Here is a 22,236-nt window from a genome sequence, read left to right on the forward strand (position 1 = left end):
AGAAAATTGCGCAGCTCGACCAGCTCATTCGGGTCCATGAAATCATCAATGACCAGATATTTTGATGTGGATTTGACTATCATTCGGCAACTCCTTGTGAGCGATGAACCTTGGCGCGGCGAGGCGAGATTGATCGATCATTTCCCTATCAGCCGGAGCCCGGTCTGTTCAAATCACAGCAATCTTGCACGCTATTGCAACAACAACAGAATGAACCACAACAACAACATTGAATGTAAAGCATCGCAGACGAGCCTAACAGAATCAAGATATTGCAGGCATTACCTGATTTTCTCCATTCCATATCTGATACCTATTTGCCTGGCTGGGCAGCGGGTCAGCATGTTTACAACTCTGCACGGCCACAGGTGGTTGACAGTCCCGACCATCCATCGCAAGCGATCCGGCATGTCTATCATCGCCACCATCATGAACAGCGCCACCGGTCAGCCGATCCAGAAAATGACCTTTGGCCGCATGCCCAAACCCTGGGCTTCCTTCAGCCTCGAGACTGGCGAACTGGTCACCGCCGAGCGGATCGATGTCGGCACGCCCGCGCATGGCAAGTTCATCGCGCCGGTATCGATCTGGGTGACACCAAAGACACCCAAGACCTGATCGATGAGCGTCGCTTTCCGCAGAGAGGGGGATGACGAGCATCTCGAGCCCAAGTTCGAGCATCCGATTCCCGTTGGCCCCAATTGGGTCACGGCGCGCGGACTGCAGCTGATCAAGGAGCGGGTCGCTGCCTTGCAGGCCGATGTTGCGGCGCTGACCGACGAGGTCGCGCTGAAAATTGCCAAACGCGACCTGCGCTACTGGAACACCAGGCAATCGACGGCGGAACTGCCGCCGGTGCCGAGCGGCGACAAGGTCGAATTTGGCACCAGGGTGACCTTCCTGCTCAACGGCAAAGAGAAGATTCTCGCCATCGTCGGCGATGACGAAGCCGATCCGGCCAAGGCGCTGGTCTCCTTTTCCGCGCCGATCAGCCGGGCGCTGATCGGACTGGAGCGTGGAGACTGCAATGATTTTGCCGGTCAGGAAGATGCGATTGAAATTCTGTCGATCGCGGTGGTGGCGCAGGAATAAGACCGATCGGCCCATCAAGGCCAAGCCAAAAAAACGCGGCGGCAGATCAAAAGAAACCTGACAGAAAAGCCCGCTTTCAATTTCTGTGACCTTTGCCCCAAAGCGGCAAATTTCCGGAATTTTTCCGATATCAGCCTGACAGCCAGTGTGGCCTTTCGGCGGGGCGCGATAACCGGAGCAGTTGCTGCAAGCGGGTGAGCGGGGTCGTCGCGACCCTGTCCAGATTGTCAAAGAGCCGGCCCTGAGCCTGTCGAAGGACCGGATGAGAGAATAAGCGATTGGGCCGGGTGCGCACCGTCCGGTTTTGGCCAATCGATCCTGATCGCAAACATTAAACCGTTAGTCATTGCGATGACCGCTAGCGCCCCAAAATAAGCCTTAGGCCGATAAAATTAGATTACCCAAAAGCAGTCGTTCGTTCATCCTCGTATTTGTTTCCATCATGGACCCCTGAAGCATTCATTCTGGTTGCAACTTGCCAGTTTCTGGTTTCGGTTTCACACCGCTTTTAGCGGTGCAACAGGATATATTTGCATTCTCCAAAAAAAAGGGGCGTTGGGAGAACGCCCCTTCTCTTCGCGAAGAAATTCAATTCACATGTCAAAGCCCAATGTTATCCCCCAGCGACGTGGCGGACTGATGTTGGTAAAAGCAAATAGTGCACCCACCGGTGTATAGGAGGCTTCATAGACTTCCTTGTTCAGGTTTTTAACGAAGACCGTCACATAGGCTTGATCACCCGGCATGTCCCAGCGAACGCTGGCATCGATCACATCGTAGGACGGTATCCGTCCATCCGGCGCGCCCGTGGTCAGCAGGTTCTGTTTGCCAACATGCGTCCAGTCCCCACGGAAGGTCAGAATTCCTGCGCCGCCCAGGTCAGCGGCATAGGAAACGCCCCCGCCCAAAGTCCATTTGGGTGCTCTTGATATTTCCTGGTTCGAATTGTCGGTAATTATTCCATCGCCGTTAAGGTCAGCCATATATTCATCATATTTGGCATTGTTATATCCGGCAGAGAAATCGAGATTCAGACCGTCAATCGGTACTGCAGATACTTCCAGTTCGAAGCCCTTGACGGTGGCTGAAGCCGCATTGTCCGTCACGGTTTCCTGGTTGTTGCCGCCCGCTCCGCCGACCAGCGTCCGGATCACCGTACGCTGCAGATCATCATATTTGTTATAATAGACCGCCAGGTTTGTGCGAAGGCGATTGTCCAGCCAGTCCGCCTTTATGCCACCTTCAAATGCATCGACACTTTCCTCGTCAAATGGTCCAAGCGCCCCGGGGGTGCCGCCGCGGCCATTGAAGCCACCGCTCTTGAACCCCTTTGAATATTTGGCGTAGATCATGATGTTGTCGTTGACTTCATAGTCGATCCCTGCGGCCGGTCCAAAATTGGACCATTTTTTGCTCAGCGTATATACCGGGCCAAGGTTCGGAAAGGGCGTGAACAATGTGGCAAAGAAGTCTTTCTTCTCGGTTGTATACCGACCACCCAGAGATACCCTGAGTTCGGGCGTGACATTATATTCAGCCTGTCCGAAGACGGCGAAATTATCATGAGTTTGTCCGGTGATCGCATTGGTATGCGACGTGGTTGGGCCATTGGTCACATTCAGAAATGTGTCTCTGCGCAGGAAATATTTCTGTTTGAAATAATAGAGGCCGGCGATGATATTGAGATCGTCTGTGACTGGGGCATTGTAGCGCAATTCGCTAGAATGCTGCTTGTGTGGTTGATCGCGCAAAGTTTCGAAAAAGCCTGCCGTGGTGCCGTCGGTGTCATTATTGTTAATATCTTTGGTAGTCTCACGGTAATTGGAAATCGACGTCAAAGTACCCGGGCCAATTTCCCAATTTGCCTCGGCTGTAACGCCCCAGACATCAACATCGCTCTGTCCGGGAACATTCCAGGCAAAGGCACGCACTTCCTGGCCACGCTGAAATGACGGGACGCCATAGAAGACTTGCAGCAATTGATTGGGCGTCGAGACGTTGATCGATGGCAGGTTTTCGCTCCTCTCGCGGCTATATTCGCCGATGATGGTCAGTTCGAAATTGTCGGTTGGCGTGAAGCGAAGCGACGGACGGAAGGTGAATGTATTGCTCCTGCCCGCGGAGGTCGCATTGCGCCGACCAGGAATGCCGGTGAAGGTGTTCAGATAATAACCGTCCAGATGTTGGGAAAATGCCGCAACCTTGACTGCCAATACATCGTCGATCAGCGGCGTCTCAGCAGCAAAGCGAATATCGCGCTGCCCGAAATCACCCAAGGTAATCGACCCGCGCATATCAAACTGACCGGTTGGTCTTTTTGTCCGGTAATTGACTGCTCCACCGGTTGTGTTCCGTCCAAACAGCACCCCTTGTGGTCCGCGCAGAATTTCGACCTGCTCCACATCGAAGAGGTCAAGCGAGCTGTTCGCGGTGCGCGGAAGGTAAACGCCATCCACATAAATGCCGACTGAAGGATCAACAGTGGAGTCCGGGTCACCATTGCCGATGCCGCGAATGAAAACAGAAACGGAGCTTCCAAAATTGCCTATGGTGTTGATCGTCACGTTCGGCGCGCGGCCGCTCAGATCAGAAAGATCGGTGGCACCAATCCGTTCCAGTCGGTCGGCGCCAATGGCTGTCACTGCCACCGGCGATTCCTGCAAACGCTCGGTTACCTTTCGAGCGGTAACGAGAATCTCTTCGTTGCCAGAACTAATTTTAGATGACTTGTCAGCGTCTTGCGCCAGAGATGGTGTCGCAAAACCGCCGATCGCACCAACTGCCACACCTATCGCAAGTTGTCGTTTGAAACCCCTGAAAGTCGACCGCATGATATTCCCCCCTATGATCCGCCTATTGAAATTGGCGGTATACCTAATTAATTTAATGAATATGCATTTATATAAAATGCGCCTCCACAATCAAAAGTGACAGGCCAAAATTGTTAGGATGTCTTTGCTGATCAATTCAGCATGCGGGCGAATGTTTGAGGGGGAAAAGAACATGCAAATGGCGGGTATATTCTACGATAAAAAACATCAAATCGATCCCAAGATTATTTTGAAGCTGGGGGCCGCGAGCATGTTGCTTGCCACATCTGTACTTTTTGGCGGTTGTTCCGGGGCGGACAACACTGAAGAAGCCAAGCAAGCCGAAGCTACAGTGACACTGACTGAATATCCAGAACAGGTCTATTGGGGCGATTTGCATCTCCACACATATTATTCCTTCGACAGTTACAATTTCGGTAACAAAACGCTCGGACCGGATGATGCCTATCGTTTCGCCAAGGGTGAAGAAGTCGATGGGCATGGCGGCAGGAAAGCCAAACTGGAACAGCCACTCGATTTTCTGATGGTCTCCGACCATGCGGAATATACGGGCGTGTTTCTGGGAATGGAAAAAGGGAATCCGGATATTGTCGACACGCCGCTGGGGAAGGCCTGGGCGGCAATGAATGAAGCCGGGGATACTGTCGGTCCGATGAATGAAGTGGTGGAGTCCATTACTCATGGTCATGCCAAAAGACAGTCTCCAAAAGCATTCCGAAAGACGGTCTGGTCAGAATTGGTCGAAGCGGCAGAAAGGCATAACAAGCCAGGTAAGTTCACGACATTTGCGGGCTATGAATGGACGTCCATGCCGGGTGGTGGCAATCAACACCGCGTTGTCGTTTTCAAAGACGACAAGGACAAAACTCTGCAAACCATGCCGTTCTCGGCGGCGGACAGCAACAATCCGCTAGACCTGTGGCGCTATCTGGCGGCCTATGAAAAACAGACCGGCGGCGAGGTGATGGCGATTGCCCACAACGGCAATATTTCCAATGGCAATATGTTCGGTGACACCCAGATAGATGGAAAGTCATTCGACCAGCAATATGTCGATTTGCGCGCGCGCTGGGAACCGCTTTACGAAACCACGCAAGTCAAAGGTGATGGTGAGGCGCATCCGCTGCTTTCGCCCGACGATGAATTTGCGGATTTTGAATCCTGGGATGAAAATAACATCTCGATGGTACCAAAACCTGAGGATCCCGGCAAGCTGCGCAAGTGGCTTGCTGGTGAATATGCCCGGGAAGGACTGAAGCAGGGCCTGGATCTGCAAGCGCGGTTTGGTGTCAATCCTTACCAATATGGCCTGATCGGCAGCACCGATACCCATACCGGGCTGTCTACTGCTGATGACAATAATTTCTGGGGCAAATTTGTAGAATCCGAGCCCGGCAAAGAGCGCCTCAATAGCAAAATGGCGGGACGGCTGTGGGAGAACTGGCGACTGACGAGTTCCGGATATATTGGCGCCTGGGCTCGAGCAAACACGCGCGCGGAATTGTTTGCCGCGTTCAAACGTAAAGAGGTGTATGCGACGACTGGCCCGCGGATGGCAGTTCGCTTTTTCGGCGGATGGGATTATCGGGAATCGGATATGAAAAAATCCGACTATGCCCGCATTGGCTACGCCAAAGGTGTTCCGATGGGGGGCGTATTGACAGGCGGTGGCGATGCACCTCATTTCATGATCACCGCTTTGAAGGATCCCAATGGAGCCAATCTGGACCGGGTACAATTGATCAAGGGCTGGCGCAGCAGTGACGGGAAGCTGCACGAAAAAATTTATGAAGTCGCATTTTCCGGTGATCGCAAAGTTGATCCGGCAACGGGAAAAATACCTGCCGTCGGCAATACCGTCAACTTCAAGGACGCGACCTACACCAACGATATCGGTGAACCCTATTTTGCCACCATGTGGGTCGACTCGGATTTTGATCCAAAGGTTTCAGCATTTTACTATCTCCGTGTATTGGAGATCCCGACACCGCGCTGGACGCTCTATGATGCCGTGCGCTTCAACGTGAAACCGCCAAAAGACGCGCCGCTGATTACCCAGGAGCGCGCCTATAGCTCGCCGATCTGGTATAATCCGGTCTAGCTGGTTTGATATTCTTGAAGTTCCCGCATAATGGGGTGGCCATATTGATGATTAAAGCCGCCAAGGTTCCGATGGCACAGCATGCAGGAAAATAAAATTACCCAACCGCAAGCGCGAAAAAGAGGCCGTCCGTTCGGCAGTTCCGCATCAAAGACCCGCGAACGGTTGCTAAAGGCAGCAGAAGCGCAGTTTAATGCCATGTCATTTGCTGAAGTTAGCATGGAAAGGGTCGCAAAGACTGCCGGAATCACCGGAGCGGCGATCTATAATCACTTCGCCTCCAAGGATGAGTTGTTTCTGGAAACTGTGAAAAACCGCATCCAAATTTATAATCAGACCATAAATGCAGCTGTCGCCGGTCCCGGTTCATGGAAGGACAAGTTCAACACCTTGCTTGAGGCTGTTACACCGCTGCAAGGCAATTCCTCAGGTTTTCCAATGATTGGTAGCGTCGTGATAAACCGATTGCAGCAGGAACCGGAAAAATTCCGGGAAATCCGGGATCTGCGTGAAGAATCAACCAAGGTATTTCGGGGGTTGATCGCCGAAGCAGTCGATTGCGGTGATCTGCCGAAAAATACCAATATCGTGATAGCCGGAGATCTGTTGATGGCGATCACGGCGGGTGCAACCAACACGGTTTCCTTTTATCATCCGTCACTGGATAACATGATGCCGATCATTGATGCTGTCAAAGTGCTACTTGGCACAGGGCGCTGAACGCCCGCTTTTCCTATCGGCTGCGCAAAACCGGACTTTCAGGTTCCCCCCCAGTTGCCGCCATTCGAGCGTGAATAAACAGTTCGAACGAAATGCCCTCTTTCAGGAAAAGGCTGCGACACCGATAATGACGTCAATAAGGGGCCAAGAATTACGGAACGGAACGCCAAAAATATCCAAAAATGGATAGTTAGCGGACATAGAGTCAGCCCATTTCGCTATCCGCCTTCACCCCTTTAAGCCACAGCCCTCAAACCGCCGCCAGCGCCTGATCGAAATCGGCGATCAGATCGTCCGGGTCTTCGACGCCGATCGAGATACGCACCAGATTGTCGGTGATGCCGAGCGCGGCGCGGCGTTCGTCGGGGACCGAGATGTGAGTCATCGCCGCCGGCAGGCTGGCCAGGGTTTCGGTGCCGCCGAGGCTGACTGCCAGCTTGGCGATTTTCATCGCGTCGAGGAAGCGGAAGGCTTCGGCCTCGCCGCCCTTGATGAAGACCGAGAAGGTTGAACCGGCACCGCTGCAATGGCGCTGGTAAATATCCTTCTGGCTCGCATCCTCGATAAAGCCGAGATAGCCGAGGCCGTCGACCTTGGGATGGCCGCGCAGGAAGGTGCAGACCTTCAGCGCGTTTTCACCGGCGCGGGTCATGCGCAGTTCCAGCGTCTCGAGGCTGCGCATCAACATCCATGCGGTATTGGGATCGCAGATCGTGCCAATGGTGTTCCGGATCGCGCGGATCGGGTCCATATGGGCCTTGCTGCCGAGCACTCCGCCAGCGACCAGATCGCTGTGCCCGCCGACATATTTGGTCAGGCTGTAGATCACGATATCGGCGCCATGTTTTAGCGGTTGCTGCCACAGCGGGCCGAGGAAGGTATTGTCGATGGCAATTGGCGGCGCATCGTCGTCACCAAAAACCTGCTGGCGAGCAGCGGCAACGCCTTCGATATCGACCAGAGCATTGGTCGGGTTGGCCGGGCTTTCCAGATAGATGATCGCGACCTTGCCGCCGTTGGCGGCGGCCTGCGCCCTGGCCTGTTCGAGCATCGCGGCGACTTCGCTCGGCGCAGCACCGGCGGGAAAGTCGAGGAAGGTCACGCCAAAACGGCCGAGAATCTTGTTGATCAAAGTCTCGGTCGCGGCATAGAGCGGCCCGCTGTGGACGACGACATCGCCCTGGTTGACATTGGCAAGCAATACCGTGGTGATCGCCGACATGCCGCTGGAGAAGACCAGCGCATCCTCGGCCTCGTCCCAGATGCTCAACCGGTCTTCGAGAATTTCCTGATTGGGGCCGTTGAAGCGTGAATAGACCAGACCGTCCGAGCCGCCGGGGCGTTTGCCGGTGATGCCTTCGAAAAAGCGTTTGCCAGCGGCGGCATTTTCGAAAGCGAAGGTCGAGGTGAGGAAAATCGGCGGCTTGAGCGATCCTTCGGACAGCTCCGGATCATAGCCATGACCCATCATCAACGTCGCCGGTTTCAGCTTGCGGCCGCCAATTTGTTCAATCGGTGGCTTGGGCTTCCGGCGTGTGACCGGAACCGCTACCACATCATCATCATGCTCGGACATATTCTTCTCTCCACCCCTTATAGGTCTCGGCAAAACCATGAACGAAAAGCTAACTGGTTACAATGGAAACCATCCAGATGCAGCCGATTATGATCGGGACACCGGCGAGATCGAGCAGGAAGCCGGATTTCAGCATTTTCGGCAGTTCAATATGTCCGGTGGACCAGGCGATGGCATTGGGCCCGGTGCCGGAGGGCAGCATGAAACCCCAGCTCGCTGCCATCGCCGCAGGCACGGCGAGCAGCACCGGATCGACACCGGTTGCCAGGATCAGGCTGGCGACCACCGGCATGACCCCGCTGGCGGTTGCGACATTGGAGGCAAATTCGGTGACCAGGATGACCAGTGCCACCAGCGCGATGGCAATGACAATCACCGGGACGGTCCTGAGCGGTTCCAGCATCAGGCCGAGCCAGTCGGCCAGGCCGGATTCGATGATCCCGGCGGCCAGCGCGAGGCCACCGCCAAACATCATGATGACACCCCAGGGTGCGCGATCGGCTTCATCCCAATTGAGCAGCTTGCGTCCGGTGCCATCGGGCAGCATGAACAACAGCAAGCCGCCGACAATCGCGACGCTGCCATCGTGCAGCGCGCCTGCCGGGAAGAGGGTCTTGATCTCCGGCAGCAGCAGCCAGCCCAGCACGACGATCGCAACGACCGGCACCAGCCGCTTTTCCGGCACACTCCATGGTCCGGATGCGCCGATCACATTCCTGGCTTTGACACCATCAAAACTATGCCGCCCAACCTTCTGAACCGCGATCAATATCCCTGCCAATACCGGGATGCCGACGATCACGATCGGCAGGCCGAATTTGAGCCAGTCGACAAAATCAATCTGCATGCCGAGGGTCTTGTTGATCAGGCCGACGGCAATCGCATTGGTCGGACTGCCGACCAGCGTGCCCAGTCCGCCGATCGAGGCAGCAAAGGCGACACCCATGATCAGGGCGCCGGAGAATCCCTCGGTTTCGCCATCCTTGACCCCGCCAGCGACCAGCACGGCGAGTGCTATGGGCACCATGATCAGGGTGGCCGAGGTGTTGGAAATCAGCATGCTGAGCAAGGCGGTGGCGATCATGAAGGCGAATAATATGCCCCACGCGCTTTTGCCGGACAGGCCGATAATCGCCAGCGCCAGCCGTTTGTGCAGGCCGACCCGCTCGATCGCCAGCGCCAGAAAGGCGCCGCCGAGGATCAGGAACAGGATCGGCGAATAATATTCGCTCGCGGTTTCGGCTGCGGTCATCACATCCATCGTCGGCAGCGCGAGAAACGGCAGCAAGGCGGTCGCGGTCAGCGGTATCGCCTGGGTCATCCACCATATTGCCATCAGGACGGTCAGCGCTGCGACATGCCAGGCGGGGCCGCTCATCGATGCCGGCGTGGGCAGCAACAGCATGGCAATGAATATGGCCAGCCCCGCCCATAGACCGATGCGTTGTGCGTTCATGCCCTCTCCTGTTTACACGTCATGCCAGCGAAGGCTGGCATCCAAACCGATTGGCCGTTCCTGGACGACCCATTGGTTCAGGCCCCAGCCTTCGCTGGGGTGACCGAGGAAATCAATATTATTCCACCATGCCAATCAGCGAAATCTGCCGTCCATAGCCCGCTTCACCGCGATGACAGGAGCGGCGGTAGCTGAAATAGCGGTCCTCTTGAGCGTAGGTATCGAGACCGAGTTTATCGACCTTGGTGATGCCTGCCACTTGCAGGCGCGCCGCGACGTAGGATTCGATATCGAACTGGAAATGGCCGGGTTTGCCCGCAGCGAAGAAGCAGTCATTGGCCGTATCGGCGTGCAAGAACGTCTCACGGAAGGTGGCATCTACTTCATAGCTGGCCTGCGCGATGCAGGGGCCGATGGCGCAGGTGATATGGTCGCGATCGGCACCGAGCGCTGCCATCGCGGTGATGACATTGTCGGTCACTCCTGCCAGCGCGCCCTTCCAGCCGGCATGGGCCGCGCCGATTATTTGGGCTTGCGGATCGTGGAACAGCACCGGCACGCAATCGGCGGTCAAGATGCCGAGCAACAGGTTCGGCTGGTCGGTCACCATCGCGTCGGCCTGCGGGCGCTGATACAGCGGAATGGATCCGGTCACGGTGACCACATCGGCGCTATGCACCTGATGCACCGTCACCAGTTCGCCGCCCGGCATCAGGCCGTCGGTTGCCCGGCGGCGGTTTTCCATGATGGTGTCACGATCATCATCGCTGCCCAGACCGATATTCAGCCCGGCATAAATGCCTTCCGAAACGCCCCCTGCCCGGCCGAGAAAGCCGTGTGCCGTGCCAGCAAGCAGGGGAGACGTCGCGATATCAAGCAAGGCTCTTGAAGACCTGTTCGGCAACATCTTTCGACAATCCAGGCTGCGCTGCGATTTTCTCCAGCGCCAGCCGCATCAGTTCCGACCGCCCGCGTTCAAAGCGCCGCCAGCGCCCGAGCGACGGGATGAAGCGCGCCGCAGTTTGCGGATTCTGCTTGTCCAGCGCGATCACCATATCGGCGATCATCTGATAGCCCTTGCCCGACGGATCGTGGAAACGGACCTGATTGCCGGTGAACGCGCCATAGAGCGCGCGCACGCGATTGGGATTGGCCATGGTGAAATCGGGATGGCGCGACAGGCCGTCCACGCGTTTCAGCGTATCGGGGCGCATCGACATCACCTGCAGACTGAACCATTTGTCGAGCACCAGCGGGTTGCCCTTGAATCTCTTGTAGAAATCCTCAAACGCGATCGTGCGCTCCTCGGCTTCGAGATGGGACAAGACACCCAGCGCGCCCTGCATGGCGGTCATATTGTCCGCCTCGCGATATTGATCAAAGGCGGTCTCGGCGGCATTTTCGGTGAACGAGGCAGCGAGATAGCCCAGCGTTACATTGCGCAATTTGCGCTTCGCCCGCGCTTCGGCATCGAGCGAGAATTCGCCCGGCGCGCAAGACCTGTAGAGCTTGCGGAACTGCTTTTCGAACTGCACGCCAATTTTGCCGCGCAATTTTTCGCGCTCGTCATGGATCGCCTGCGGATCGACTTCGACCATCTGGTCACCGAGAAAGGCTTCGCTTGGCAACAGGATGATTTCGGCCAGAAAGGCGGGGTCCAGAGACGGGTCGGCGAGTATTTTCGCCACCGCCAGCAAGATGATATCGCGGTCAACCGGCGTGCCCGACACCTTTGCGGTCAAATAGCCGGTCATCAGTTGCTGCATCGCCTCGAACCGGGCAAACGGATCGTCATCATGGGCAGAAAGGAACGCGAGTTCCTCGGCGGTCTGGTTGCTTTCCAAGATGATCGGCGCGGAGAAGCCGCGGTTGATCGACAGGATCGGATGGTCCTTATAGCCTTCGAGAACGAAGCTTTGCTCTGGCTGATCGAGCAGCAGCAGCTGTTCCCCGCCGTGCTCGCCGGTTTCCGGATCGAGCAGCGACGTGCGGAGCGGGATCAGCATCTCTGATGCGGCCGGCTTTTCGCCATTTTGCGCTATTTTCTGTGTGAGGTGAACGGTCGCGGAGCCGGTTTGCGGGTCATGGGACAGTTTCGCAGACACCCTCGGCGTGCCCGGTGTTTCATACCATTTGCGGAATTGCGTCAGATCAATTTCGCCGCCGTCTTCCATCGCGATGACAAAATCCTCGCAGGTCGCGGCCTCGCCATCATGGCGGTCGAAATAGAGATCGGTGCCCTTGCGGAAATTTTCCGGCCCCATCAGGGTGTTCATCATCCGGATGACTTCGGCGCCCTTGTTATAGACGGTGGCAGTGTAGAAATTGGAGATTTCCTGATAGCTTTCCGGGCGGATCGGATGGGCCAGCGGGCCGGCATCCTCGGGGAATTGGGCAGCGCGCAGGATTCGCACGTCCTCGATCCGCTTCAGCGCTGCGGAACCCATGTCGGCGGAAAAGCTCTGGTCGCGGTAGACGGTGAAGCCTTCCTTCAGACTGAGCTGGAACCAGTCGCGGCAAGTGACGCGATTGCCGGACCAATTGTGGAAATATTCATGCGCGACGACGCCTTCAATGCCGTCAAAATCGGCGTCGGTGGCGACTTCGGGATCGGCGAGAATATAGCGGGAGTTGAAAATGTTCAGTCCCTTATTCTCCATCGCCCCCATGTTGAAGTCGCTGACCGCAACGATATTGAACAGGCCAAGATCATATTCGCGGCCATAGGTTTCCTCGTCCCAGCGCATCGAGTCTTTCAGCGCCTGCATGGCATGGCCGGTGCGATCGAGATCGCCGTCGCGGACCCAGATGTTGAGCTCGACCGGCTTGCCGGAACGGGTGGTGAAACTGTCATGGTTGGCGACCAGATCACCGGCGACCAGCGCGAAGAGATAGCTCGGCTTCGGCCAGGGATCATTCCACTGCACCCAGTGGCGGCCATTTTCGCTATCGCCCTCGGCGACCTTGTCGCCATTGCACAGCAGCACCGGGAATTTCGCCTTGTCCGCTTCCATCCGTACCTGATAGCGGCTCAGCACATCGGGCCGGTCCGGCGCAAAGGTGATCCGGCGAAAGCCTTGCGCCTCACACTGAGTGCAGAGCATGTCGTTCGAGCCATAGAGGCCCATCAGCTGCGTGTTGGTCGAGGGATCGAGTTCGACCTCTATTTCGACGATATGCGCCGCGCCGCTCAAGGGCAGGACCAGATCGCCCGCGACCAAAGTCCAGTCATTGCGAATTGCGCCGTCCACCTTCACCGATGCTGGCGTGATATCACCGCCCTGCAGCACCAGTGGCTCGTCGGCCTTGGCGCTTTTCGAGCGCCGCACATCCAGTTTCGAGCGGACCAAAGTCCGGGTCAGATCAAGATCGAAGTCGAGTTCGACTTCCGGAATGAACCAGGCCGGCGGACGATAATCCTCGCGGCGGATCGTCTCGGGATCCTTGGGCGCTGGCGCGGCATCGGCCATTTCGTCATTCGGAGCTTTTTGAATATCTAACATGGCCTTGCCATAAGAGCCATTTGCACCCTGCGCAATTGCGTTTATGGCTTGGGCGCAAGGGAGAGGGTCATGTTCAGAATATTGATGTTATTTATCGCCGCCGCGCTGATCGCAGGCTTGCCGACAGAAAGTCTTTTTGCGCAGGCGGGTGCTTCGGCCATTGACGTCGAACAAGCCAGCCGTGCCTATATCGATACGTTACAGGGCGCCGAGCTGGAAAAATCGAACCAATATTTCGAAGGCGGCTATTGGCTGATATTATGGGCGGCGCTGGTCGGCCTATTGGTCGATTTCGCGATTCTCCAGTCGCGCCTGTCCGCCCGCTTCCGCGACTGGGCCGAACGGGTGGCCAGCAGAAAATGGCTACAGCCTGCCCTCTATGCGTTCCCCTATGTCATCGCCGGCTTCCTGTTCACCCTTCCCTGGACCATCTACACCGGCTTTTTCCGGGAACAGCAATATGGCCTGATGAGCCAGGATTTTGGCGGCTGGTTCGGCGAGCAGATGATCGGACTGGTCATCTCGCTGGTCATCTTTCCGCTGCTGATCATGGCGATTTTCGCGGTGATCCGGCGCGCGCCCAAGACCTGGTGGATCTGGGGAACCGGCGTGATTTCCATCTTTCTGTTCATCGGGCTGCTGCTCGGGCCGGTGTTCATTGCCCCGCTGTTCAACGACTATAGCGAGATGGCGGAAGGGCCGATGCGCGACCGGATTGTCGCGATGGCGGCAGAATATGATATTCCGGCGGACAATATCTATGTGTTTGACCAGTCGAAACAGCATAAACGGATATCGGCCAATGTTTCCGGCATCGGTCCGACGATCCGGGTGTCGCTGAATGACAATCTGCTCGAACGCACCGACCCGGCAGAAGTCGCGGCGGTGATGGGCCATGAAATGGGCCATTATGTGCTGGGCCATACCTGGCGCACGGTGCTGATATTGTCGTTGATTGTGGCCGTCGGGCTGTTCGTTGTCGCGCGCCTCGCGCCGCGGCTGATCGAACGCCATGGCGGGAAATGGGGCATAGGCAGCATATCTGATCCTGCGGTGATCCCCTTGCTCAGCCTGATTCTGACGGTCTATTTCTTCGCCGCGACGCCGGCGATCAACAGTCTGATCCGGATCAACGAAAGCGATGCCGACCGTTTCGGGCTCAACACGGCCAGAGAACCGGACGGCTTTGCCAAAGTGGCGATGCGTTTGTCGGAATATCGCAAGATTGAACCGGGACCGGTGGAAGAAATGCTGTTCTTTGATCATCCCTCGGGTGCGACAAGGGTGCGGATGTCGATGCAGTGGAAAGCGGACCATGTCAAAAATCCGGTGATGCTCAATCCGGGCAAGCTGGAAAAGGAATAACAGCTGATGCCCAATATGCTGATCTTCGGAATGGGCTATACCGCCTCGCGGCTGGCGCAGCGGTTGCGGGCGGAGGGCTGGACGGTGACCGGCACGCGCCGCGAGGCGCAAGATGGCGCCATCGCTTTTGATGATAGTGCCGCCGTTTCGCAAGCGCTGGCGGCCGCGACCCATATATTGTCGTCGGTGCCACCGGCCCGCGACGACAGCGAGCCGGTGCTCGATCATTATGGCGCGGCGATCAAATCCGCATCGCTGCGCTGGAGCGGCTATCTATCCTCGACCGGGGTCTATGGCGATGCCGAGGGCGCCTGGGTCGACGAAAGTGCGCCGATCGGTTCGGGACGGCGCAAGGCGCGCAGCGAGGCCGACCAGCACTGGCAGGATTTGCGCGGCGATATGCACGTCTTTCGCCTGCCCGGCATATATGGTCCGGGTCGCAGCCCGCTCTCCCGCGTTCGCGATGGCAAAGCCAAGCGCGTTGACATGCCGGGACAGGTATTCAGCCGGATCCATGTCGATGACATTGTCGGCGCGGTGATCGCGTCATTCGACGGTCCGGCGGGCGTCTATAATATATCCGATGACCAGCCCGCGCCGCAGCATGCGGTCATTGCCCATGCTGCAAGACTATTGGGGATGGATGTCCCGCCATTGCTGTCGCTGGAAGACGCCAATCTGTCGCAGGCCGCGCTGGGTTTCTATGAGGAGAACCGCCGCGTTGCCAATGGCAAGGCCAAGCGGCTGCTGAACTGGCAGCCGCAATATCCGGATTACAAGACGGGCCTGCAGGCGCTGCTCGACTGAGCCTCAGGCCGGAATGCGGGGCGTCTTTGGTTTACGCGCCCGCAGCGCCACCAGCAGTCCGAGCATCGCCAGAACCGCGCCACCAGCGGGCAGCCATGTCCAGACATAATTCTCAAAAATCGTCGACAAGATCATCGCCACCACTGGCACCAGTACGCTGGAATAGGCCGCCTTGCCCGGTCCGATTTCGCGGATCATCGAGAAATAGAGCGGGAAGGTCACCACCGAGCCGATGACACCAAGATAGACGATACCGCCCCAATAGGCGGCGCGCGTTTCATAGACCGGCGGGCCGACGGTGATCCACGATAGCGCGACATTGATCAATGCACCGAACAGCATCGCCCAGGCGAGGACGGTGATGATCGGATAGGATTTGAGCCGTTTGCCCGCCTGCATGACATTGGCGACGGATGCCGACATGATCCCGCCAAAGGCCAGCGCCGCGCCGACCAGCACCTGTTCGAGGCTGGCCGGGGAAGCGCGATATTCGTGCCAGAACAGCATCGCGATGCCGACCGCAGCAATGGCCGAGCCGCCGAGAAAGGCCCCGGAGATCTTGTGACCGATAAAAATGCGGCCCATGATCGCGTTGGGGACCATCAGCAGCGCGAACAGCACCGCGACCAGGCCCGAGGTGATGAACAATTCGGCGTTGTAGACAAAGTTGAAATTGAAGGAGAATTGAAAAAGGCCGAGGACCAGCGCCAGCAAATAGCCGGTGCGGTCGAGCCGGAACGGCAGCCGCTTATAAGCCGCCAGCATGAACATTGCGGCAGCGGCAATGATGAACCGGTAACTGACCGACCAGCTGGGCGGCACTTCGGAAATCTGGTCCTTGATCACCAGCCAGGTCGATCCCCAGATCAGCGAGACCAGCAGGAACGGGATCAGGATTCGGGGGGTGAGCAGGCTGACTTCAGCGCTCTCGTCGTCGCTCACAGGGCAGCAATCGCGTCGGCAAGCGGCCGGATGTCATCGGCGCTGTGGTTCCAGCTGGTCACCAGCCGTGCCTGTCCTTCGCCCCAGTCGTAAAAATCAAAGCCGATGCCGCGCAGCTGCGCCGCTTCGTCGGCCGACAGCCGGATGAAAATCTCGTTCGCCTCTACCGGATAGACCAGCCGGTCGCCGGCGGCAGCGGCAATGAGCTGTGCGCCGGCATTGGCCGCCCGCGCATTGTCGAGCCACAGATCATCCTCGAGCATCGCCAATATCTGCGCCGCGAGAAAACGGCCCTTGGACTGCAGATGCCCGGCGCGCTTGCGGCGATAATGGCTGGCAGCGGCCAGTTCGCGATCAAAAAATATCAGGGCTTCTGCGCCCATTCCGCCATTTTTGACAAATCCGAAGCTCAGCGCGTCGACCCCGGCCTTCCACGTCAGGTCGGCGGGGGAGCAGCCGAGCGTGGCCACCGCATTGGCAAAACGCGCGCCGTCCATATGCAGGCCGAGCCCGCGCGCCTTGCAGACTGCCGACAGGCTGGCGACTTCATCGGGATGGTAGACCATGCCATATTCGCTGGCATTGGTGATTGAAACGGCGGCGGGCTGGACCTGGTGGACATCGTCGCGGATCGCCGCGCAATGAGCCTCCACGGCTTCCGGGGAGAGCTTGGCCCCTGCCCCATCGAGCAGCATCAGCTTGGCGCCGCCGGTGAAGAAAGTGGGCGCACCGGCCTCATCCTGCTCGATATGGGCTTCGCGGTGACAGACGATGCCCTGATGCGGCTGGCACATAGCGGCGAGCGCAAGCGAATTGGCTGCCGTGCCGGTCGCCACCCAGAGCGCCTCGACCTCGGTTTCGAACAGGGCGGAAAAGGCTGCGTTCAGCTGCGTGCTGAGGGCATCGCCATCATAAGCGGTATCCGGCGCATTCGCCTTGGCGATCGCTTGCAAAAGACTGGGGTGTACCGAAGCGGCATTATCAGAGAAAAATCGCATCGGCAGCGCATGGCTCAGAGCTTCTGACTCGTCAAGATGGCATGGCAGGCAGGACCTAGGGTCCTGACACCTCGACAATATTGTCGTCGCTGTTGCGGTCGATATATTTATTATAGGGATCGACGCCGGCAAATAGCGGACGTTTGCTGGTCACTATCCTGATTTTCTGCGGCCCGGACGTGATCTGGTGGCGCTTTTTGTAGAGCACATCCTTGCTGTCAAACGCCCCACGGCCCGGTTTTGCGGTGAACAGGCCAATGTCGATCTCGTCGGTCAGCTCCGCTTCGCTTTCCTTGCCCTGACCATCGGCATAAAATTTCGCCGCTTCGATCGAGATTTCGGTTTGATAGCGACCATCGGCCAGTTTTTTGACATTGGCAGCGCCGGCCTTCAGATCATAAAGTGTGATCTTCTCCAGCAAATCCGAAACCAGCTGCCGCTCCGCATCATTGCGCGCGAGCGATTTGAAGCCATCGACCAGATCGGTGGAAATGGCGTAGGGAGGCCCCTTGAACTTGTAGCGATCCAGAAGTTTGGACAGCATCGCATTGACCCGGTCTTCACCGAGACGGTCCTGCAGCAGATACATCACCACCGCGCCCTTGCGATAATGGATATAGCCTTGGTTCTCAACCCGGTTGAGCGGCAACTCCTCGATCGCTTCGCCGCCGCGGGCATTGAGATAATTATCGAGTTCATATTGCAGGAAGCGGCGGATTTTATCCTCGCCATAAAGCTGTTTCATCACCATCAGCGCCGAATATTGCGCCATGGTTTCGACCAGCAAAGTGCCACCCTGCATATTGGCGCTGATCAGCTGATGCGCCCAATATTGATGGCCAAATTCATGGGCGGTGACATAGGTGACATAATCGATTTCGTTGATGTCACGATTGTCGACGATGAAGCCGATGGTTTCTGAAAAGGGCACCGTGCCGGCGAAAGCCTGAGCAAAGCGGGCATAGCCGGGAAATTCGATGATCCGCGCATAGTCGAATTGATAGGGTCCGAAATTCTTCTTGTAATAAGCCAAAGATGTCTCGGTCGCGTCGAGCATCCTGTCGATATTATATTGATGATCGGGATGATAATAGACGGTCATCTCGACGCCATCGGCGGTCCGGCTCTTCGTCGCATAGTCGGCCGACTGGATCGAGATAAATCCCAATATCGGGGATTTGGACACGAAATGGGCAATGCGCCTGTCGCCCTGAATTTCATCACTCAGCTTGCTGCCCGGCGCGATGGGTGTTTGGCCCTTGGTCGTGCTGATAGTGATATCGGTCATAACCCAGTCGGTATTGCCGACATAATTGCGCATCCGCGCCGATTCATCTTCCAGCTTGGCAGGCCGCAATTCCGGCGGCAGGCCATATTTGCGCCGGGTCTGCCGGTCGCTGAGCAGACTGTTGCGATCCATTCCGATCCATGGCGAGAATTCACCATTATTGAGGAACGTTCCGTTCTTTACCAAGCGCGTGTCCTGACTGACGGCGCGGAAGCCCTTTTGCTGACGCCGAGTCTGAAAGCTGAGGCTCCGCTTCTCGCCAACCGCCATCGGCCGGTCGAAACGGTATATCTGATATTGCATCACCGGGTCGTCCTGCTCCAGCCTGGCAGCAGGAACATCGATTTTGACAATTTGGACATCGGGATCATTGAACCGCACATGCAAGGTTTCAATCGGTGCGGCGGTGTCGTTGATCAGCTCATAGGAGCCTTTGAACTCGGCCCGTTTCTCGTCCGGAAAGAGATCGACATTCAGGGTGATCTGACGGATCGCCGGCTGCGCGATATTTTCATATTTGAGATATTTCTTCTCATAGTCCGCAAGCTTTTTCTCGGCGCTGTCCGTCGTCCGATATTCGTTGAGGATGTTCATATTATAATAGATATAGGCGCCGCTTCCGGCTGCGATGGCAAGGGCTGCCAGCATGATCACACCCGGCGTACCGGCCAGGCGGCGCGGCATCTGGCGCAGACGCGGCAGCAGGCTGGATTCGGTTCCCCGCCGCCACAGCAGATGAGCGAGTACAGCCAATATCGCCGCAAAACCGCCCCAATAGAACCGAAGCCACCAGTTGCGTGCCCGCTCGATATTGTCAGCGTTCAGATCGGAAACCGGATTGTCGCCGGTGGCGCCATATTGGTATAGCGGATGTTCAAAGCCGAGATTATTCAGCACAATCGTCGAAACAAAATAGACGAGCATGATCGCCCAGCCGATATATTTGTTCGGACTCAGTGCCTGGACGAAGACCGACAAGACCGCGACCAGGATCAGGTCAACGCTGAGCGGCAGAACATACCAGATGAAATATTTTATCGGTTCATAATCAAAATATCCTCGGATCGACTGAATCGCGATGGCGGCAATGGCGGACACCAGCAGTGCCGAGACGAGCACGAGTGACACAGCCAGTGTTTTCGGCGCCATATAGGCCCAGTTCGGCAAAGCGGTGGCATCGATGATCTCGTGCATCTTCCGATCGCGGTCCCGCCAGACCAGTTCGCCAGCATAATAGATGGCAATGATGAACGGGATGATCGCAAAGGATCCCTGCATCATACCGATCAGGGAAAAGGTGACCGGGAACAGAGGTGTGCCATATATTTCGTTGGTATTCAGCAGTCTGGCACTGACATTGAACAGACCGATAAGCATGAGGATGAAAAATGCAGGGCTGCAAAAAACCATCCGCATCTCGAGGCGCATCTGGGTCCAGAATTGGGCCCATGCAGCCGAACCTGGTTTTGAAGCGGGAAGATGATCGACGATCTGTGGCTCGGTTTTCGCGAGTTTCGCCGCCTGCTTGCGCTGTTTCTTCATCTGCCTTTTGGAAATACCGCGTTCGGAAAAGCTGAATTTGCGATAGGCGAAGCTCAGGGCAATCAAGGATATGCCGACCGCAATCAGGCGGTTGTAGAGCAGCGCGCCCTCCAGCGCCGGCAGCATGCTGTTGCGCTCGGTCACCGTCCAATATTCGGTAATGACCGCCAAGGCTCCCAGGCCAAATGGTTCGAATATGGCTGCGGTGTCCTGCCATTCGGGCGTGTTGCCGATGACGGTCAGGAAGCTGAGGTACAGCACCAGAAAGGCGACAACCGCGACATAGGTATAGATCATCGAACGGGTCGCGGTGGCGATCGCAAAGAAGATCGAGGAAGTCAGAAAAATACCGGGCAGCGCCAATATGAAATAGGAAAACAGATAGTAGCTGAGCCGGTTGGGGCCGACGGTTTCGGGATCCAGCCACGGCATCAGGCTGCCGATGAAGATCGCCAGCGGCACGCCGATAAAGGCGATGGCGGCGATCAGAAAGGCGCCGACAAAACGACCGAAGAGATAGTCGAATTTGCGCACCTGGGTCGCGCGGACCATCGGACCAAAGCCGCTTTCATCATCGCGCACGATCACATTGGCGACAAAGGCGGTGGTCACAAACATGAAAAACATCGTCAGTATCTGGCTGATCTGCATGATCGCGGACGGGGCATTGACATGGACATTGCCGCCGCTGCCGATGGTGATATTTTCTGCCGTTACCGCACCGAAGGTGAGCAGGAAAAACAGAATGGTGACGACCCAGAAAACCGGGTTGCGGAGCTGGTAGCGCAGCTCAAATGCAGCGATCTTGGCAAACATCGACTATCCTCCCCGGTTCAAGCGGCAATCTGCGGTGCGCTGTCGTTGCGCGCGCCGACGAGGGTCGCAAAATAGACGTCTTCCAGCCCGCCATCGACCAGAGTGAACTCCCCTCCGGGGTTGTTTTCGGCCAGCACATGGATGATCGTGTGGCCGGCAAACAGCCGGGTGGAGATGACATTATACTCGGCTCTGGCCTGATCCAGCTGATCACGCGTGATCGTCTTGGCCCAGACCGTGCCTTTTGCTTTTTTGATCAGATCCAGCGGCGCCCCGGTCATCCGGATCCGTCCTTCGGATATGATCGCCATATTCGGGCAGAGGTCCGACACATCCTCGACGATATGGGTAGACAGAATGACCACGACATTCTCGCCAATTTCCGCCAGCAGGTTGAGAAAGCGGTTGCGTTCCTCGGGATCGAGGCCGGCGGTCGGCTCGTCGACGATGATCAGCTCGGGATTGCCGATCAGCGCCTGGGCAATGCCGAAACGCTGACGCATGCCGCCGGAAAATCCGGCAATCGCCTTTTTGCGGACATCCCACAGGTTGGTCTGGTCGAGCAGGGTTTCGACCGTCGCCTTGCGGTCGACCGCCGAAGCAACGCCTTTCAATATCGCCATATGGTCGAGCATGTCATAGGCGGAAACCCTCGGGTAAACGCCGAAGTCCTGCGGCAGATAGCCAAGCGTCTCGCGCAGCTTTTCAGGCTCTGCCAATATGTCGAGATCACCAAAACGGATTGTTCCCGCCGTTGGGGTCTGCAAAGTTGCAACCGTCCGCATCAAGGTCGATTTTCCTGCCCCATTGGGACCGAGCAAACCGAACATGCCCTTGGGGATCGATAGACTGACATCGTCCAGCGCCCGGGTTCCATTCGGGTAGATATGGGTTACATTCTTGAGTTCCAGCATCCTCGAATTCCTGCTTTTATAACTAGGATTGATCGAGGTGTATTATATATATAACTCACCAAATGCAAAACATAATTTTGCGCGGCCAGGGGTAATCAGAATCGAAAGGATAAAAGCGTCCGGATGCTTCGGTTTCGGCCTATGGCCGAGAGCCGCCCCGCCTGCGCGGGTTGGCCGCAATGCTTTTGAACGGGTAGTGGTGGACAGGATAGGATTCGAACCTATGTACGCTTACACGGGCAGATTTACAGTCTGCTGCCTTTAACCACTCGGCCACCTGTCCAT

Annotated in this window: 15 protein-coding genes and 1 tRNA gene; 6 read left to right on the top strand and 10 right to left on the bottom strand. The window is 56.8% G+C overall.

The window, feature by feature from the left end; all coding sequences use genetic code 11:
• Window positions 1–408 precede the first annotated feature (408 nt).
• Together V7665_RS04460 and V7665_RS04465 are read left to right on the top strand one after the other, a co-directional pair.
• Window positions 409–618, top strand: coding sequence for a hypothetical protein (locus tag V7665_RS04460; RefSeq protein WP_335663371.1), 210 nt, complete (start codon window positions 409–411; stop codon window positions 616–618).
• A gap of 3 nt (window positions 619–621) precedes the next feature.
• The gene (locus V7665_RS04465; RefSeq protein WP_335663335.1) at window positions 622–1,092 is read left to right on the top strand and encodes a GreA/GreB family elongation factor; all 471 of its coding nucleotides are present in this window, start codon (window positions 622–624) and stop codon (window positions 1,090–1,092) included.
• Window positions 1,093–1,685: 593 nt separating this feature from the next.
• On the opposite strand, the gene V7665_RS04470 is transcribed toward V7665_RS04465, so the two are convergent.
• Window positions 1,686–3,923, bottom strand: a complete 2,238-nt coding sequence (locus tag V7665_RS04470; RefSeq protein WP_335663336.1) for a TonB-dependent receptor — start codon at window positions 3,921–3,923, stop codon at window positions 1,686–1,688.
• Window positions 3,924–4,095: 172 nt separating this feature from the next.
• Between V7665_RS04470 and V7665_RS04475 the strand changes: the two genes are divergently transcribed.
• A complete protein-coding gene (locus V7665_RS04475; protein WP_335663337.1) occupies window positions 4,096–6,024 on the top strand; it encodes a DUF3604 domain-containing protein in 1,929 nt (642 codons plus the stop codon).
• 81 nt (window positions 6,025–6,105) lie between these two features.
• The gene (locus tag V7665_RS04480) at window positions 6,106–6,744 is read left to right on the top strand and encodes a TetR/AcrR family transcriptional regulator (RefSeq protein ID WP_335663338.1); all 639 of its coding nucleotides are present in this window, start codon (window positions 6,106–6,108) and stop codon (window positions 6,742–6,744) included.
• Window positions 6,745–6,994: 250 nt separating this feature from the next.
• On the opposite strand, the gene V7665_RS04485 is transcribed toward V7665_RS04480, so the two are convergent.
• The 4 genes from V7665_RS04485 to pepN form a co-directional block, all read right to left on the bottom strand.
• On the bottom strand, window positions 6,995–8,320 hold the full coding sequence (locus V7665_RS04485) for a cystathionine gamma-synthase family protein (protein ID WP_335663339.1): 1,326 nt from the start codon (window positions 8,318–8,320) through the stop codon (window positions 6,995–6,997).
• Between the two features lie 49 nt (window positions 8,321–8,369).
• Window positions 8,370–9,776 carry an SLC13 family permease gene (locus tag V7665_RS04490; RefSeq protein ID WP_335663340.1) on the bottom strand — a complete coding sequence of 469 codons (1,407 nt, stop codon included), beginning with the start codon at window positions 9,774–9,776 and terminating at the stop codon, window positions 8,370–8,372.
• Window positions 9,777–9,894: 118 nt separating this feature from the next.
• Window positions 9,895–10,656 (bottom strand): peptidoglycan editing factor PgeF, encoded by a 762-nt coding sequence (gene pgeF / locus V7665_RS04495; protein WP_335663341.1) that lies wholly within the window; start codon window positions 10,654–10,656, stop codon window positions 9,895–9,897.
• Window positions 10,649–13,246, bottom strand: coding sequence for an aminopeptidase N (pepN, locus tag V7665_RS04500; RefSeq protein WP_335663372.1), 2,598 nt, complete (start codon window positions 13,244–13,246; stop codon window positions 10,649–10,651). The genes pgeF and pepN overlap by 8 nt, the downstream gene beginning before the upstream one ends.
• 102 nt (window positions 13,247–13,348) lie before the next feature.
• Here pepN and V7665_RS04505 point away from each other — a divergent pair, with 102 nt between their 5' ends.
• Both V7665_RS04505 and V7665_RS04510 read left to right on the top strand, forming a co-directional pair.
• On the top strand, window positions 13,349–14,644 hold the full coding sequence (locus V7665_RS04505) for a M48 family metallopeptidase (RefSeq protein ID WP_335663342.1): 1,296 nt from the start codon (window positions 13,349–13,351) through the stop codon (window positions 14,642–14,644).
• Window positions 14,645–14,650: 6 nt separating this feature from the next.
• On the top strand, window positions 14,651–15,451 hold the full coding sequence (locus tag V7665_RS04510) for an SDR family oxidoreductase (protein WP_335663343.1): 801 nt from the start codon (window positions 14,651–14,653) through the stop codon (window positions 15,449–15,451).
• A 3-nt stretch (window positions 15,452–15,454) separates the two neighbouring features.
• Here V7665_RS04510 and V7665_RS04515 read toward each other — a convergent pair whose 3' ends face one another.
• The 5 genes from V7665_RS04515 to V7665_RS04535 all read right to left on the bottom strand — a co-directional run bounded on the left by V7665_RS04515 (window position 15,455) and on the right by V7665_RS04535 (window position 22,234).
• Entirely contained in the window at window positions 15,455–16,393 is a 939-nt protein-coding gene (locus tag V7665_RS04515; protein ID WP_335663344.1) for a DMT family transporter, read from the bottom strand.
• The gene (locus V7665_RS04520) at window positions 16,390–17,391 is read right to left on the bottom strand and encodes a threonine aldolase family protein (protein ID WP_335663345.1); all 1,002 of its coding nucleotides are present in this window, start codon (window positions 17,389–17,391) and stop codon (window positions 16,390–16,392) included. The genes V7665_RS04515 and V7665_RS04520 overlap by 4 nt, the downstream gene beginning before the upstream one ends.
• 55 nt (window positions 17,392–17,446) lie before the next feature.
• The gene (locus tag V7665_RS04525) at window positions 17,447–21,037 is read right to left on the bottom strand and encodes an ABC transporter permease/M1 family aminopeptidase (RefSeq protein WP_335663346.1); all 3,591 of its coding nucleotides are present in this window, start codon (window positions 21,035–21,037) and stop codon (window positions 17,447–17,449) included.
• 17 nt (window positions 21,038–21,054) lie between these two features.
• The gene (locus tag V7665_RS04530; protein ID WP_335663348.1) at window positions 21,055–21,951 is read right to left on the bottom strand and encodes an ABC transporter ATP-binding protein; all 897 of its coding nucleotides are present in this window, start codon (window positions 21,949–21,951) and stop codon (window positions 21,055–21,057) included.
• 197 nt (window positions 21,952–22,148) lie between these two features.
• Window positions 22,149–22,234, bottom strand: a tRNA-Tyr gene (locus V7665_RS04535).
• Between the last annotated feature and the right edge of the window lie 2 nt (window positions 22,235–22,236).

It is taken from the genome of Parasphingorhabdus sp. (assembly GCF_036964675.1).
GTDB lineage: Bacteria > Pseudomonadota > Alphaproteobacteria > Sphingomonadales > Sphingomonadaceae > Parasphingorhabdus.

What these genes read in the sequence shown, in the direction of transcription:
- pepN (WP_335663372.1), bottom strand. Translation starts at nt 13,246, where the DNA reads ATGGCCGATGCCGCGCCAGCGCCCAAGGATCCCGAGACGATCCGCCGC.
- V7665_RS04485 (WP_335663339.1), bottom strand. Translation starts at nt 8,320, where the DNA reads ATGTCCGAGCATGATGATGATGTGGTAGCGGTTCCGGTCACACGCCGG.
- V7665_RS04470 (WP_335663336.1), bottom strand. Translation starts at nt 3,923, where the DNA reads ATGCGGTCGACTTTCAGGGGTTTCAAACGACAACTTGCGATAGGTGTG.
- V7665_RS04490 (WP_335663340.1), bottom strand. Translation starts at nt 9,776, where the DNA reads ATGAACGCACAACGCATCGGTCTATGGGCGGGGCTGGCCATATTCATT.
- V7665_RS04510 (WP_335663343.1), top strand. Translation starts at nt 14,651, where the DNA reads ATGCCCAATATGCTGATCTTCGGAATGGGCTATACCGCCTCGCGGCTG.
- V7665_RS04475 (WP_335663337.1), top strand. Translation starts at nt 4,096, where the DNA reads ATGCAAATGGCGGGTATATTCTACGATAAAAAACATCAAATCGATCCC.
- V7665_RS04460 (WP_335663371.1), top strand. Translation starts at nt 409, where the DNA reads ATGTCTATCATCGCCACCATCATGAACAGCGCCACCGGTCAGCCGATC.
- V7665_RS04520 (WP_335663345.1), bottom strand. Translation starts at nt 17,391, where the DNA reads ATGCGATTTTTCTCTGATAATGCCGCTTCGGTACACCCCAGTCTTTTG.
- V7665_RS04480 (WP_335663338.1), top strand. Translation starts at nt 6,106, where the DNA reads ATGCAGGAAAATAAAATTACCCAACCGCAAGCGCGAAAAAGAGGCCGT.
- V7665_RS04465 (WP_335663335.1), top strand. Translation starts at nt 622, where the DNA reads ATGAGCGTCGCTTTCCGCAGAGAGGGGGATGACGAGCATCTCGAGCCC.
- V7665_RS04530 (WP_335663348.1), bottom strand. Translation starts at nt 21,951, where the DNA reads ATGCTGGAACTCAAGAATGTAACCCATATCTACCCGAATGGAACCCGG.
- V7665_RS04525 (WP_335663346.1), bottom strand. Translation starts at nt 21,037, where the DNA reads ATGTTTGCCAAGATCGCTGCATTTGAGCTGCGCTACCAGCTCCGCAAC.
- V7665_RS04505 (WP_335663342.1), top strand. Translation starts at nt 13,349, where the DNA reads ATGTTCAGAATATTGATGTTATTTATCGCCGCCGCGCTGATCGCAGGC.